Annotated in this window: 11 protein-coding genes and 1 pseudogene; all 12 read right to left on the bottom strand. The window is 73.4% G+C overall.

Annotated features, from left to right (window positions below; translation table 11 throughout):
* Positions 1-58: 58 nt before the first annotated feature.
* A complete protein-coding gene (locus L1857_RS16750) occupies positions 59-1,063 on the bottom strand; it encodes a sugar phosphate isomerase/epimerase family protein (RefSeq protein WP_094007004.1) in 1,005 nt (334 codons plus the stop codon).
* Positions 1,060-2,453 (bottom strand): annotated as a pseudogene (locus L1857_RS16745) (alkaline phosphatase family protein). The gene L1857_RS16750 and the pseudogene L1857_RS16745 overlap by 4 nt, the downstream one beginning before the upstream one ends.
* Positions 2,450-3,535 carry a metabolite traffic protein EboE gene (gene eboE, locus L1857_RS16740; protein WP_116110003.1) on the bottom strand — a complete coding sequence of 362 codons (1,086 nt, stop codon included), beginning with the start codon at positions 3,533-3,535 and terminating at the stop codon, positions 2,450-2,452. Before eboE ends, L1857_RS16745 begins: the two are co-directional and overlap by 4 nt.
* The gene (locus L1857_RS16735; protein ID WP_116110002.1) at positions 3,532-4,407 is read right to left on the bottom strand and encodes a TatD family hydrolase; all 876 of its coding nucleotides are present in this window, start codon (positions 4,405-4,407) and stop codon (positions 3,532-3,534) included. The genes eboE and L1857_RS16735 overlap by 4 nt, the downstream gene beginning before the upstream one ends.
* Complete coding sequence (locus tag L1857_RS16730) at positions 4,407-5,819, bottom strand: EboA domain-containing protein (RefSeq protein WP_249465557.1); 1,413 nt, start codon at positions 5,817-5,819, stop codon at positions 4,407-4,409. The genes L1857_RS16735 and L1857_RS16730 overlap by 1 nt, the downstream gene beginning before the upstream one ends.
* Complete coding sequence (locus L1857_RS16725; protein ID WP_249467434.1) at positions 5,816-6,670, bottom strand: SCO3242 family prenyltransferase; 855 nt, start codon at positions 6,668-6,670, stop codon at positions 5,816-5,818. Before L1857_RS16725 ends, L1857_RS16730 begins: the two co-directional genes overlap by 4 nt.
* Positions 6,667-7,818, bottom strand: coding sequence for an inositol-3-phosphate synthase (locus L1857_RS16720; protein WP_249465554.1), 1,152 nt, complete (start codon positions 7,816-7,818; stop codon positions 6,667-6,669). Before L1857_RS16720 ends, L1857_RS16725 begins: the two co-directional genes overlap by 4 nt.
* Positions 7,811-8,959, bottom strand: coding sequence for a Gfo/Idh/MocA family protein (locus tag L1857_RS16715; RefSeq protein ID WP_198958305.1), 1,149 nt, complete (start codon positions 8,957-8,959; stop codon positions 7,811-7,813). The genes L1857_RS16720 and L1857_RS16715 overlap by 8 nt, the downstream gene beginning before the upstream one ends.
* Positions 8,960-8,987: 28 nt before the next feature.
* Positions 8,988-10,043, bottom strand: a complete 1,056-nt coding sequence (locus L1857_RS16710) for a substrate-binding domain-containing protein (protein WP_162830650.1) — start codon at positions 10,041-10,043, stop codon at positions 8,988-8,990.
* Positions 10,044-10,077: 34 nt separating this feature from the next.
* A complete protein-coding gene (locus L1857_RS16705) occupies positions 10,078-11,109 on the bottom strand; it encodes an ABC transporter permease (RefSeq protein ID WP_094006994.1) in 1,032 nt (343 codons plus the stop codon).
* Complete coding sequence (locus L1857_RS16700) at positions 11,106-12,614, bottom strand: sugar ABC transporter ATP-binding protein (protein WP_249465552.1); 1,509 nt, start codon at positions 12,612-12,614, stop codon at positions 11,106-11,108. Before L1857_RS16700 ends, L1857_RS16705 begins: the two co-directional genes overlap by 4 nt.
* Complete coding sequence (locus tag L1857_RS16695) at positions 12,614-13,837, bottom strand: ROK family transcriptional regulator (RefSeq protein ID WP_249465549.1); 1,224 nt, start codon at positions 13,835-13,837, stop codon at positions 12,614-12,616. The genes L1857_RS16700 and L1857_RS16695 overlap by 1 nt, the downstream gene beginning before the upstream one ends.
* Positions 13,838-13,896 lie beyond the last annotated feature (59 nt).

Here is a 13,896-nt window from a genome sequence, read left to right as displayed (position 1 = left end):
GGCGGAACTCGAGGCCCTGAACGTGGGACTCGCGCGACTGAACGTGGGACTCGCGGGGTCAGCGCTCGGTGCTGAACGCGGAGTCGAAGGCGGCGGCGGGCTTGTCCCACAGCAGGTTCCGGACGAACCCGACCGCCTCCTCGGCGCCGCGCAACCGGTCCATGCCGGCGTCCTCCCACTCCACCGAGATCGGCCCGCGGTAGCCGATCGAGTTGAGCGCCCGGAAGCACTCCTCCCACGGCACGTCACCGTGCCCGGTGGACACGAAGTCCCACCCGCGCCGCGCATCGGCCCACGCCAGGTGCGACCCGAGCCGCCCGTTGCGGCCGTCGAACCGCTTCTTCGTGTCCTTGCAGTCGACGTGGTAGATCCGGTCGGCGAAGTCCAGGATGAACCCGACCGGATCGAGGTCCTGCCACACGAAGTGCGACGGGTCCCAGTTCAGCCCGAACGCCGCCCGGTTGCCCACCGCGTCCAGGGCCCGGCGAGTCGTCCAGTAGTCGTAGGCGATCTCCGACGGGTGCACCTCGTGCGCGAACCGCACCCCCACCTCGTCGAACACGTCCAGGATCGGGTTCCAGCGCTCGGCGAAGTCGGCGTACCCGTCGTCGATCACGTCCTGCGACACCGGCGGGAACATCGCCACGTACTTCCAGATCTTCGACCCGGTGAAGCCGACGACGGTGTCCACGCCGAGCTTCGCCGCGGCCCGGGCGGTGTCGGCCATCTCGGCGGCGGCCCGCTGACGCACGCCCTCCGGCTCGCCGTCGCCCCAGACGCGGGGCGGCAGGATGTTGCGGTGCCGCTCGTCGATCGGGTCGTCGCACACCGCCTGCCCGACCAGGTGGTTCGAGATCGCCCACACCTTCAGGCCATGGGACTCCAGGATCTTGTGCCGTCCCGCGACGTAGTCGTCCTCGGCGAGCGCCCGGTCGACCTCGAAGTGGTCGCCGCTGCAGGCGATCTCCAGCCCGTCGTAGCCCCACTGCGAGGCGAGCCGGCACACCTCCTCGAAGGGCAGATCGGCCCACTGGCCGGTGAACAACGTGACCGGACGGCTCATCGCCGGCTCCCTTCCGTCGTCTTCAGTCCTTGCACGCTCAGCAGCAGGTCGCGGACCTCGGTGGCGGCCAGCCGTGCCCGCTCCGGCACGTCCGCGTCCCCGCACAGCAGCACCGGCCCGTCGTCCGGCGAGTCCGGCAGTCGCCCGTGCGAGCCGCGCACCGGCGCCGGGTCCAGCGGCGTGGTCTTCATCGCGTACCGCAGGCCGGCCTTCTTGCGCACCAGGTTCAGCCCGGCCTTGGCCTTGACCAGCGGATCGGCCGGGTCGAAGAACAGCTCGGCCGGGTCGTACCCGGGCTTGCGGTGGATCTCCACGCCACGCGCGAAGTCCGGCGCGCGGTCGTCGTCGAGCCAGTAGTAGTAGGTGAACCACGCGTCCGGCTCCGCGGTCACCACGAACTCACCGGCACGCGGGTGGTCGATGCCGTAGCGGGACTGGGCCTGCCGGTCCAGCACTTCGTCCACACCGGACAGTTCCCCCAGCAGGCCGCGCACCCGCGGCAGGTCCGCTTCGTCGGCCACGTAGACGTGGGCGACCTGGTGGTCGGCGACGGCGAAGGCCCGCGACGTCCACGGGTCCAGGTACTCCATGCCGTCCTGCGTGTAGACCTCGAGCAGGCCCTCGCGGCGCAGCAGCCGGTTGACGTCCACCGGCCGGTGCGCGTTGGTGATGCCGTACTCCGACAACGCCACCACCCCGACACCGTCGGCGCGGGCCTGGTCCAGCAGCGGCGCCACGGACGCGTCGACCGCGCGTGCCGCCGCGATGGCCTGCGGCGAGTCCGGGCCGAACCGCTGCAGGTCGTAGTCCAGGTGCGGCAGGTAGGCCAGGGTCAGCTCCGGCCGGTCCTCCCGCAGGATCGCCGAGGTCGCCCCGACGATCCAGTCGGTGGAGGCGATCGACGCGGTCGGGCCCCAGTACTGGAACAGCGGGAACTCGCCCAGCCGCGAAGTGAGCCGGTCGTGCAGCTCCGGCGGGCGCGTGTAGCAGTCCGGCGCCTTCTTCCCGTCGGCGTAGTAGATCGGCCGGGGGTCACGGTGAAGTCCGTGGTCGCGCCCATCGCGTACCACCAGCACACGTTCGCCGCGCGGTACCCGGGGTGCACCGCCCGCGCGGTCTCCCACAGCTTCTCGCCCTCGACCAGCTTGTTGTGCTGGCGCCACAGGAAGACCTCGCCCAGCTCGCGGAAGTACCAGCCGTTGCCGACGACGCCGTGCTCGCTGGGCATCCGCCCGGTCAGGAACGTGGACTGGACGCTGCAGGTCACCGCGGGCAGCACGGTGTCCAGCCGCGCCTGCCAGCCCTGCTGCCCCAGCTTCGCCACGTTCGGCATGTGCCTGAGCAGCCGCGGGGTCATCCCCACGACGTCGAGCACCAGGAGCGGTTTCACTTCGTCGCCACCAATCCCGCGGCGAAGGACAGCTCCGCCGCGATCCCGCCGATGAGGTCCTGGCGGTGCGCCTCCGGCAGCACCGTCCAGGTGTAGGTTTCCACTTCCAGGTGCGCCGGTTTCGGCGGCAGCGCGGCGAGGGCCTGGGCCAGCACCTCGGTGGTCGAGGACAGCGGCGCCGCCGGGGTCGCGTGCAGCGGCACGTGGAAGTGCACGCGCCACGGCCCCTCCCCCGGCAGGTCCGCGAACGCCTCGCCCAGGTCGTCGGCCTTGCGGACGCCGCCGCCCGCCGACTCCCGGGTCTGGTGCAGGTACCGCGGCTCGTCGAACGCCGCCAGGGCCTCGCGCGCCGCCGGGTCCCGCGGGTCCGGCACGTGCAGCGCGGCCGACATCTGGACCTTCACCACGTCCAGCCCGGCCGCGCCGATCTCGGCGACCGCCCCGGCCGGGTCGGCGAAGGACACCGCGAGGTGGCAGGTGTCCAGGCACAGGCCGACGTGGGCCGGATCGACGCGCCCGGCCAGCCAGGACACGGCGTCGTGCACGGTGTCCAGGATGCAGCCGGGTTCCGGCTCGACGGCGAGCCGGATCGTCCGCTCCTGAGCCCGCAGCCCGGCGGTCACCTCGTCGAGCAACCGCTGGGCCGCCGTGTCGTCCTCCGGCGTCCACGGTTCCCGCCAGCCCAGCGGCAGGGTCGAGATGCTGCCGTACTCCGCGTCGTCGGGCAGCAGCGCGGACAGCACGGCCGCGCAGTTCAGCGTGTACTCCGCGCGTGCCCGGTCGGTCCACCGTGGGTGGTAGACCTTCTGCTTGACGACCGGGTCGTGAAACCCGCCGTACGGGAAGGCGTTGAGCGTCACCACTTCCAGGCCGCGCGCGTCCAGCTCGGCGCGCAACCGCTTGCGCTCGCCCGCGTCCGCGGCCAGCGCCGACGCGACGTCGGCGGCCAGCCACAGCCCGAGCCCGAGCCGGTCCGCGCCGAGCCGCTCGCGCACCGGCAGGGCGTAGGAGTCGAGCTGGCCGAGGACCCCGTGCAGGTCCTCGGCCGGATGGACGTTGGTGCAGTAGGACAGGGGCGTCACGCGACCGCCTCGTCCCGCCCGCCGCGCAGCACCGAGTTGCCCTCGAAGGTCTCCTTGGCCGCGCTGAAGCCAGGCAGCTCGTCGAGCACCAGCCGGCCGCTCTGGCCGTAGAAGGCGACCGGGTTGGCCCACAGCACTTTGTCCACATCGGACTCGGCGAACCCGCCGCCGAGCATCGCCAGCCCGGTCTTGTGCACCTTGAGCGGGTCCGAGCGGCCCCAGTCGGCGGCGGAGTTGACCAGCATCTTCTCCGTGCCGTACTCGCGCAGGATCGCGACCATGCGCTGCTCGTCCATCTTGGTGTCCGGGTAGATGGAAAAGCCCATCCAGGCGCCGGACTCCTTGACCAGGCCCACGGTGACCTCGTTGAGGTGGTCGACCACGACCCGCGCCGGGGCGATGCCGGACTCGGCGACCACCGCGAGCGTGCGCTTGGTGCCTTCCAGCTTGTCGCGGTGCGGGGTGTGCACCAGCACCGGCAGGTCGTGTTCCTTCGCCAGTTCCAGCTGGCGGGCGAAGGCGGCGTCCTCGGCCGGGGTCATCGAGTCGTAGCCGACCTCGCCGACCGCGACCACGCCGTCCTTGGCGAGGTAACGCGGCAGCACGTCGAGCACCGGCGTGCAGCGCGGGTCGTTGGCCTCCTTGGGGTTGAGCGCGATCGTGCAGTGGTGGCGGATGCCGAACTGGGCGGCGCGGAAGCGTTCCCAGCCGATCAGGCCGTCGAAGTAGTCGGTGAACGACGACACACCGGTGCGCGGCTGGCCGAGCCAGAACGCGGGCTCGACCAGGGCCCGCACGCCGGCGGCGTACATGGCCTCGTAGTCGTCGGTGGTGCGGGAGGTCATGTGGATGTGCGGATCGAACAGGCGCATCAGGGTGTCTCTTCCAGGAAGCGGAGGGCGTCGGCGGGAACCGGGCGGCCGGCGGCGCGGCGCTCCCCCGCGTAGTCGGTGATCATGCGGCGCAGCTCGTCGTCGGCCCGCCGGTCCAGCTCGGCGACGGCGGCGAGCGGGATGCCGGTGAACAGGCATTTGAGCACGCCGTGGCGCCAGCCGTGCTGGTCCAGGTGACGGGCGGCGAACGGACCGAGCGCGGCGGCGATCAGGCCGGTGTCGTTGCTGCGCAGGGCGTCGCGGACGAGGTCGAGACCGGCGGCGACGGCCTTGTCGCCGACCGCGGCCAGCGCCCGCAGCACGCCCCGCCGCTCGGCGCCGTCGCCGTAGCGGTAGAGGTCGGCCAGCTCCGCGGCGAAGTCGTCCGCGGGCAGGGCGGCCGCCAGTGTTTGCAGCAGCCGCGTGCGCGCGAGGTCGTCGGCCGTGCCGTGGACCAGGCCGTCCGGATCGGTGTCCGGGTGCAGCGGCCCGCGCCCGACGTGCCGTCCGGCGGCCGGGAACAGGGTCGCCACCGCGGCCGGATCGGTCGCGATCCGGCGCTGCGCCTCGCCGAGCCACGACTGGTCCAGCCGCGCCGCCCGCAACGCGGTCAGCGCGGCACGGGCGACCTGCGGCGCGGCGTGGCTGTGCCGGGGCAGCTCGACGGCGGCGACCCCGGTGTAGCCGATCTCGTCCAGCGCGGCGAGCGTGGCCGGCAGGTCCAGCTCGCCGTCGCCGAACTCGAGGTGCTCGTGCACGCCCGGCCGCATGTCGTCCAGCTGCACGTTGACCAGCAGCCCCTTGGCCTGCCGGATGCAGGCGGCCGCGTCGGTCGGCTCGACGGCCACGCAGTGCCCGACGTCGAGGGTGATCCCGAGCAGCTCGGGTTCGCCCAGCTCGGTGCGCAGCCGCAGCGCGTCCGACAGGGTCTCCACCAGCATCCCGGGTTCCGGTTCCAGGCCGAGGCGGACACCGCGCCGGTCCGCCTCGGCCAGCACCGCGGGCATCCGCGACCGCAGCCGCTCCCACGCCGTCGCGCTGTCCACTGTGGACACCCCGGACCAGAACGACACGCAGTCGGCACCCAGGCCCTCGGCGACCCGGATCGCCCGGGCCAGGAAGTCCAGGCGCCGGTCCGCGTTCTCGCTGACCAGGGTCGGTTCGTGCTTGTGCCACGGGTCGAGCAGGAACCGCGCGCCGGTCTCCACGACGCACCGCAGGCCCAGCGCGCCCAGCCGGGCCGCGACCCGGTCCACCCGCGTGGCCAGGTCGCCGGCGTACGGGTCGAGGTGCTGGTGGTCCAGCGTCAGCGCGACCGAGGTGTAGCCGAGGTCGGCGATGATCGCCAGCGCGTCGTCGAGCCGGTGGTTGGCGAACCCGTTGGTGCCGTAGCCGAGGTGGTAGCCGCTCATGTCGGGCTCACCTTCCGGCCGAGCCGCTTGGCCAGCGGCAGCGCCAGCGCGACCAGGCCGGCGCCCAGCACGCCGCCGCGCCGGGCCGCGAGCGCGGCCTGCAGCGGGACCATGCCGTGGATCCCGGCGGCCGTGGCCGTCCGCACCACCGCCGCGGACGGCTTGCGCACCGCCGCGTACTGCTTGGACCCGACGCTCACGCCGTATCCGGCGGCCGCGGCCAGCGCCGCCACCCGGTGACCGGGCGCACCGCCGCGGCCGGACACCGCGGCGGCCGCGGACGCCGAGGTCAGCGCGAGGGCACCGGCCGCCCGCGCCGGGGAACCGCCGTGCACCTCACCGGCCGACAACGCCGTCACGCCGAGCGTGTGCCCGCCCAGCACCGCAGCCGGGACCACCGCCTTCGCCGCACCCGAGCCACCCGCGCCGAGCAGCACGTCCAGCGACCGGCACACCGCCATCGACACCGCCGCGAGCGGGGTCTTCTTCAGCACGGTGTCGTAGGCCCACACCGCCGCCGCCAGCGGCGCGGCGACCTTGAGGGCGTCCCGGCCACCCGCCAGCGCGGACAACCCGAGACCCGCCCCGGTCAGCCCGGCCGCGATCCCGAGCGCCCGGTTCGGGCTGACCCGGCCGGACGGGATCGGCCGCTCCGGGCGCTCGACCGCGTCCAGGTCCCGGTCGGCCCAGTCGTTGAGCGCCATGCCCGACCAGTAGAAGGCCACCGAGGCCAGCGGCAGCGCGAGCCGCCGTCCCCGCAACGGACGACCGGCCGCAGCGGCGCCCGCGACGGTGTCGCCGAGGACGCTCAGCGCGGCCGGGGCCCGGACCAGCTGCACGTAGGGGTTCACTGCTGCCGCCCCAGCGACGACGCCCACTCGGCCAGGATCCGCGCCTGCTCGGCGAACCGGTGCTCGCCGGTGCCCACCGGGTCCTTGAAGAAGAACGCCAGCTGGCCCAGCGGCCCGGACTCGCCGGCCCGGTACGCGGCCGCGGTCAGCCGCGCCAGGTCCAGCACCAGCGGCGCGGCCAGGGCCGAGTCGTAGCCGGTCCAGGTGAACTGCAGGGTCATCCGCGCGCCCAGGAAGCCCTCGAACGACACGTGGTCCCACGCCGTCTTCTGCTCGCCCAGGTCCGGCACGTGGTCGATGTGCAGCGGCGCGGTCACGTCGTCACCGAGCAGCGCCGCCAGGCCGCGGGCCTTGGACTCCAGCTTCCCGGCCGCCTTCACCGGGTCGGCCAGGGTCGCGCCGTCCCCGCCGCCGAGCAGGTTCGTGCCCGACCACGAGCGCACCTTGAGCGCCCGGGCCGCGAACATCGGCGCGAGCACCGAGCGCAGCAGCGTCTCACCGGTCTTGCCGTCCGATCCGGCGTAGGGCAGACCCTGCCGCCGGGCGAATTCCACCAGCGCGGGCAACCGGATGCCCGTCGACGGCGTGAAGTCCACGAAGGGGCACCCCGCCGACACCGCCGTGTACGCCGCCAGGGAGCTGCCGGGCAGCACCTCCCGGCCCGGCTCGTCCAGCGCCGCCACCAGCGCGTCGAGGTCGTGGTGCTCCGGCGCGTCCACGGTTGGGGGTTCCGTGGACGAGACGTTGATCACCACGACGGCCGACAGGCCGTGCCGGGTGCGGAACTCGCGCAGGTCGTCGGCCAGCCGCGCGGCGATCTCGGCCTGCGTGCGCCCGGCGGGCACCGGGCGCAGGTCGGCCTCGACGGCACGCAGGCCGTCGCGGATGGCCGGCAGCAGGCCGGCCGGGAGCAGCCCGCCCGCGGTGAGCTGCTCCGCCTTCTTCTCCAGTGGCGTGTCCACCAGGTCGTGCCCGCCGACGACGAGCTCGTCCCAGCCCGGGAGCACCCCGGGCGCCACGTCGAGCCGCTCGGTCACGCAGCCGTCCGGCCCGGCGAGGCCGGACCGCATCGCGAGCAGCCCGCTGATCGCCGTCGTGGCCACCGAGCCACGCGCGCCGACCAGCCACAATCCAGTTCTCTCAGGCATCGATCACCCTTTCGGTCGACATTGATACGCCGACCCAGGACGTTCCGTTGCCCGCGCTCTCCTCCACCGCGTGCAGCACCCGCTGGACCTGGAGGCCGTCGGCGAAGGACGGCTCGGGGTCGCGCTGCTCGCCGATGGCGGTGAGGAAGTCGGCGATCTCGTGGGTGAAGGTGTGCTCGTAGCCCAGCAGGTGTCCGGGCGGCCACCACGCCCCGACGTAGGGGTGGTCCGGCTCGGTCACCAGGATCCGCCGGAACCCCGCCTCGGCCGGGTCGTCGTCGCCGTCGTAGAACGACAGCTCGTTCATCGACTCGAAGTCGAAGGCCAGGCTGCCACGCGACCCGTTGATCTCCAGCCGCAGCGCGTTCTTGCGGCCCAGCGCGAACCGGGTGGCCTCGAACGTGGCGACCGCGCCGCCGGTGAACCGGGCCAGGAACACCGCGCAGTCGTCCACGTCGACCTCGCCCAGCGCGCTGCCCGGCTCCCCGGACAGCGGCCGCTCCCGCACGAACGTCTCGGTCATCGCCGACACCCCGGTGATCCGGTCGCCGAGGACGAACTGGGCGGTGTCCACCGCGTGCGCGGCGATGTCGCCCAGCGCCCCGGACCCGGCCTTGTCCCGCCGCAGCCGCCAGGTCATCGGCGTGGCCGGGTCGGCCAGCCAGTCCTGCAGGTAGGCGGCCCGCACCTGGCGGATCGTGCCCAGCCTGCCGTCGGCGACCATCCTGCGGGCCAGCGCGATCGCCGGCACCCGCCGGTAGTTGAACCCGACCATCGCCCGCTGCCCGTTGACCGCCGCGCGCTCGGCGGCCGCGGCCATCTCCTCGGCCTCGGCGACCGAGTTCGCCAGGGGTTTCTCGCACAGCACGTGCTTGCCCGCGGCCAGCGCGGCCAGCGCGATCTCGGCGTGCGAGTCCCCGGGCGTGCAGATGTCGACGATGCCGACGTCGTCGCGGGCGACCAGGGTGGCCCAGTCGGTCTCGGTGTCCGGCCAGCCCTGCTTGGCGGCGGCGGCCTTCGTGCGCTCCGGGTCGCGGCCGCCGAGCACGGCCAGCCGCGGCACCAGGGGCACGTCGAAGAACCGGTGGACCGAGCGCCAGGCGTGGGCGTGGACGGCGCCCATGAAGGCGTGCCCGATCATGCCCACGCCGATGGAGGCGCCCACGGGGTCAGGAGTCGAAGGCGACATCGGCATAGGAATCGACGTTCTCCTTGGTCACCACGGCCGAGTAGGTCGTGACGTTCGCGGGGATCTCGTGCTCGGCGAGGTCGCCGATGCCCTTGTCCTGGCCGAGCAGCCGGGCCAGGGCGATCGCCGAGGACGCCATCGACGGGCTGTAGAGGACCGTCGCCTTCATCACGCCGCTGTCGGCCTTGATCAGGTCCATCATGTTGCGCGACCCGGCGCCGCCGACCATGAAGAACTCGCTGCGGCGCGCGTTGTCGATGGCCGCGAGCACGCCGATGCCCTGGTCGTCGTCGTGGTTCCACAGCGCGTCGAGCCTGCTGGCCGACTGGAGCAGGTTCGAGGTCATCTGCTCGCCGCTCTCCGGCGTGAACTGCGCGGACACCCGCGGGCCGACGGCGAACCCGTGCTTGGCGAGCGCGTCCTTGAAGCCCTGGCTGCGTTCCTGGGTCAGCGGCAGCGAGTCGATGCCGGCGACCTCGCCGATCACCGGGTTGCTCACGCCCTTCTTCTTCAGCTCCCCGGCGATGTAGTTGCCGGCGTTGACGCCCATGCGGTAGTTGTCGCCGCCGATCCAGGTGCGGTAGGCCAGCGGGGTGTCGAACACCCGGTCCACGTTGACGACCGGGATGCCGGCGTCCATGGCCTGCTGGCCGGCCTGGGTGAGGGCCTTGCCGTCGAAGGGCAGGATCACCAGGACGTTGACCTTCTGGTTGATCAGGGTCTCGACCTGGGCGATCTGCTGGTTGACGTCGTTGGTGCCCTCGGTGGCGGTGAAGGTGACGTCGGAGAACCGGCCGGCCTGGGCGCGGGCGTTCTTGGTCATCGCCGCCATCCAGCCGTGGTCGGCGGCCGGGGCGGAGAAGCCGATCGTCACGTGCTTGCCGGGCTGGGCGTTCTGGCCCGCGGTGCCGGCGACGGCCTGCGGGGCGGACTGCGGCGACTCGTTGGACGTGCAGGCGGCCAGCAGGGCGCCGGCGCCGACGGCCGCGCCACCGGTGAGGAAGCGGCGGCGGGCGAGGGAGGATGGTCCGGACATGGCGAACTCCAGTGGTCGTCGGGGGTGGTGTTTCCTAAGTGGACTTGCGACTGCGGTTGGTGCGGAACTGCAGCAGAACGGCGAGCACGATGATCGCGCCCTTGGCGATGTTCTGGATGTCGGTGTCGAGGTTGTTGAGCGTGAAGATGTTGCCCAGCACCGTGAAGATCAGGACGCCGATGAGCGTGCCGATCAGGGTGCCGCGGCCGCCGGAGAGCAGCGTGCCGCCGATGACCACCGCGGCGATCGCGTCCAGCTCGTAGTACAGGCCGTTGGTCGAGGCGCCCGAGGTGGTGCGCGCCACGACCATGATCGCCGCGATGCCGCAGCACAGCCCGGCCACGGCGTAGACGAGCGCGGTGTGCCGCTTGACGTTGATGCCGGCCAGGCGCGCGGCCTCGGTGTTGCCGCCGACGGCGAACGTGCGGCGGCCGAACGTGGTGCGGTTGAGCAGGACCCAGCCGACCACGAACACCAGGGCGAACATCCAGATCAGCACCGGGATGCCGAGGAAGTCACCGCGGAAGACGGTCAGGAACCCGGTTTCCCGCACGACCTGGGTCTGCCGTCCGCTGATCCGCTCGGCCAGGCCGCGCGCCGAGGCGTACATCGCGAGCGTGGCGATGAACGGCACCACTCTGCCGTAGGAGACGAGCACGCCGTTGATCAGGCCGCAGCCGACGCCGACCGCCAGCGCGCAGACCACCATCACCACCGGGCCGAACGACTGCGTCGCCAGCGTCGTCGCCCACACGCTGGACAGCGCGACGATCGAGCCGACGGACAGGTCGATCCCGCCGCTGATGATCACGAACGTCATGCCGACGCTCACCACGCCGATCGCGGCCGCCAGCCGCAGCACGGTCGAGAGGTTGCCCTCGGTGAAGAACGCGTCCGGCCGCGTCAGCCACCCCACCAGGCACAGCAGGACGAACACGCCGAACAGCCCGGCCAGCCGGGCGTCCACCGGGAACCGCCCGCGCGCGGCCTTCGGGGCCGGCGGCGCGGCCGGGGGCGGCGGGGCCTGCGTGGCCTCCGGCAACACCGACGAGGAGTCCTTCGTCATGCCGCACTTCCCTCCATCACCAGATTCAGCACGTCTGCTTCGGTCAGCTCGCTCGCGGGGGCCTCGCGGACCACGTGGCCCTCCCGCAGCACGAGCACGCGGTCGGCGAGCCCGAGCACCTCGGGCATCTCGCTGGAGACCAGCACCAGCCCGACCCCGGCCGCGGCCAGCTCGCGGATCAGCCGGTACAGCTCGGCCCGCGCGCCGACGTCCACGCCGCGGGTCGGCTCGTCCAGCAGCAGGATCGAGCAGCCGCGCACCAGCCAGCGCGCGACGACCGCCTTCTGCTGGTTGCCGCCGGAGAGCGTGCCCACCGGGCGGCGCGGGTCCGCCGGGCGCAGGTCCAGCTGCCGCAGGCGCTCGGCCGAGTCCCCGATCTCGCGCGCGCGGTCGGTGAAGCCGAGGCGGCTGTACTCGGGCAGGCTCGCCAGCGTCACGTTGTGCGCGACCGACATCTCCAGCAGCAGCGCCTGGCTCTTGCGTTCCTCCGGCGCCAGGCCGATCCCGGCCTTGACCGCGCTCGGGACGTCACCGGGCTTGAGCCGCCTGCCCTCGACGAAGACCCGGCCGCCGTCCGGTTTGCGGGCGCCGAAGATGGTCTCCAGCAGTTCGCTGCGGCCGGCGCCGACCAGGCCGGCCAGGCCGAGGATCTCGCCGCGGCGCAGGGTGAAGCTGACGTCGGAGAACTCGCCGCGGCGGGTCAGGTTCTCCACGCGCAGCAGCTCGGTCCCGGTGTCCACAGTGGATTCCAGGCGTTCCGGGTAGACGGTCTCCACGCGGCGGCCGGACATCAGCGACACCAGGTGGTCGGTGGTGACGTCGGCGACCTCCAGCCCGGCCGCGACGGTGGCGCCGTCCTTGAGCACGGTGACGCGGTTGCCGATGCGGCGGATCTCCTCGAGCCGGTGCGAGATGTAGACGACGGCCACGCCGTCCGCGGTCAGCTCGGCGACGATGCGGAACAGGTTGTCCACCTCGTCGGAGGCGAGCGCGGCGGTCGGCTCGTCCATCACGATCAGGCGCGCGTCGTGGACCAGGGCCCGGGCCATGGAGACCAGCTGCTGCCCGGCGGCGGACAGTTCGCCGACCTCGCGGTCGGGGTGGATCTCCGGGTGGCCCAGCCGCGCCAGCAGCTCGCCGGCCTTCGCGCGGGCCTGCCGGTCGCGGGTGAACCCGGCCTGGGCGGGCTCGTGGCCGAGGAAGATGTTGTCGGCCACCGACAGCGCGGGGATGAGGTCGAGCTCCTGGTACATGGTGGCGATCCCGCGGCGCAGGGCCGCGACCGGGGAGGACAGCGTGACCGGTTCGCCCTGCCAGCGGATCTCGCCGGAGTCCGGCTGGTGCGCCCCGGCGAGGACCTTGATCAGGGTCGATTTGCCGGCGCCGTTCTGGCCGAGCAGGCAGTGCACCTCCCCCGCCCGCACCGACAGCTCGACACCGTCCAGCGCCCGGACACCCGGGAACGTCTTGACGATGCCGCGCATGGACAACAGGTCTTCGGTCATCACGCCTCCACGCTCACCGGGGCGCCGGCCGGGGCCAGCGTCGGATCGTCCAGCAGGGGCCGGATCGCGGCCTGCGCCGCGCCGGTGCCGACCGCGGTGAACCCGAGCCGGGACGCCACGATGCGGGGGCCGCCGGTCTCGGCGGTCACCGAGCGGGCGGCCAGTTCGGCGCGGATCGGCTCGGCGAGCCAGTCGCGCAGCGGCGCGAAGTAGCCGCCGAGGACGACGATCCGCGGGTCGAGCAGGTCGGCCAGGACCGCGATGCCGTGGCCGAGGCCGGCGCCGAGCTGGGTGAGCGCGTCGAGGACGCGGCGGTCACCCTGCTGGGCGCGCTGGCGCACGATCGCGGTGCGCTGGGCCAGGTCGAGGGACGGGTCGTGGACCAGGTCCCGCGGAGTGGCCAGCGAGTGCAGGAACGCGTCGATCCCGACGGCGGTCTGCCAGCAGCCGCGGCGGCCGCACACGCAGGGGCGGCCGGCGGGTTCCAGCGACAGGTGCCCGACCTCGCCGGCCGCGCCGCCGATCAGCCGGCCGCCGGTGATCAGCCCCGCGCCGACGCCCACGCCGCCGAGGAGGTACACGACGTCGTGGCAGCCGCGGGCGGCCCCGCTGTCGGCCTCGGCCAGCGCGGCCAGGTTGGCGTTGTTGCCGACGACGACGCGATCGAGCGGGAAGCCGGTGCGGGCGGCGAGCCCGTCGGCGAGGGCGAGGTCGCGCCACCGCAGGCCCGGCGCGAGGCGGACGGTGCCCGCGGGGTCGACGAGCCCGGGCACGGCCACCGCGATGCCCGCGACCTGGTCCACTTCGGACACCGCGGCGAGCACGAGGGCGGCCAGTTCGTCGAGGGTGCGCTCCGGCCCGAGGGCGCGGACGTCGCAGGTGACGCGGCGGCGGGCGGCGGCGGTGCCGGACAGGTCGAGGACCGTGCTGCCGAGGTGGTCCTCGGCGACCTCCAGCCCGATGCCCCAGTTGCCGCGCGGCCGCAGCTCGACGAGCTGGCCCGGCCTGCCCTGGCCGCCCTCGTGACGGCCGCCTGCCTGGACCAGCTCGCGGACCTCCAGTTCGGCGACCAGGCCGGAGACGGTGGCCTTGCTCAGGCCGCTCAGGGCCGCCAGCTGCGCGCGGGACAGGCCCCCGTGCCGGCGCAGGAGCCGGACCAGCAGAGACAGGTTGGCTCTGCGAACACCGGCGCGGTCCGTCGGCCGGTCGAAAGGATGGGGCACCGGGGACGCTCCACTTCGTCGGGAAACTGGCCGGTCTCAGTGCTGGGTGTCAGTGCTCT

The sequence above is a fragment of the Amycolatopsis thermalba genome (genome assembly GCF_023376025.1).
Lineage (GTDB): Bacteria > Actinomycetota > Actinomycetes > Mycobacteriales > Pseudonocardiaceae > Amycolatopsis_E > Amycolatopsis_E thermalba.
This window is presented reverse-complemented; position numbering and strand designations above follow the sequence as displayed.

Excerpts from the sequence above, each read along its gene's own strand:
- L1857_RS16750 (WP_094007004.1), bottom strand. The coding sequence starts at position 1,063 with ATGAGCCGTCCGGTCACGTTGTTCACCGGCCAGTGGGCCGATCTGCCC.
- L1857_RS16735 (WP_116110002.1), bottom strand. The coding sequence starts at position 4,407 with ATGCGCCTGTTCGATCCGCACATCCACATGACCTCCCGCACCACCGAC.
- L1857_RS16730 (WP_249465557.1), bottom strand. The coding sequence starts at position 5,819 with ATGAGCGGCTACCACCTCGGCTACGGCACCAACGGGTTCGCCAACCAC.
- L1857_RS16720 (WP_249465554.1), bottom strand. The coding sequence starts at position 7,818 with ATGCCTGAGAGAACTGGATTGTGGCTGGTCGGCGCGCGTGGCTCGGTG.
- L1857_RS16715 (WP_198958305.1), bottom strand. The coding sequence starts at position 8,959 with ATGATCGGGCACGCCTTCATGGGCGCCGTCCACGCCCACGCCTGGCGC.
- L1857_RS16710 (WP_162830650.1), bottom strand. The coding sequence starts at position 10,043 with ATGTCCGGACCATCCTCCCTCGCCCGCCGCCGCTTCCTCACCGGTGGC.
- L1857_RS16705 (WP_094006994.1), bottom strand. The coding sequence starts at position 11,109 with ATGACGAAGGACTCCTCGTCGGTGTTGCCGGAGGCCACGCAGGCCCCG.
- L1857_RS16700 (WP_249465552.1), bottom strand. The coding sequence starts at position 12,614 with ATGACCGAAGACCTGTTGTCCATGCGCGGCATCGTCAAGACGTTCCCG.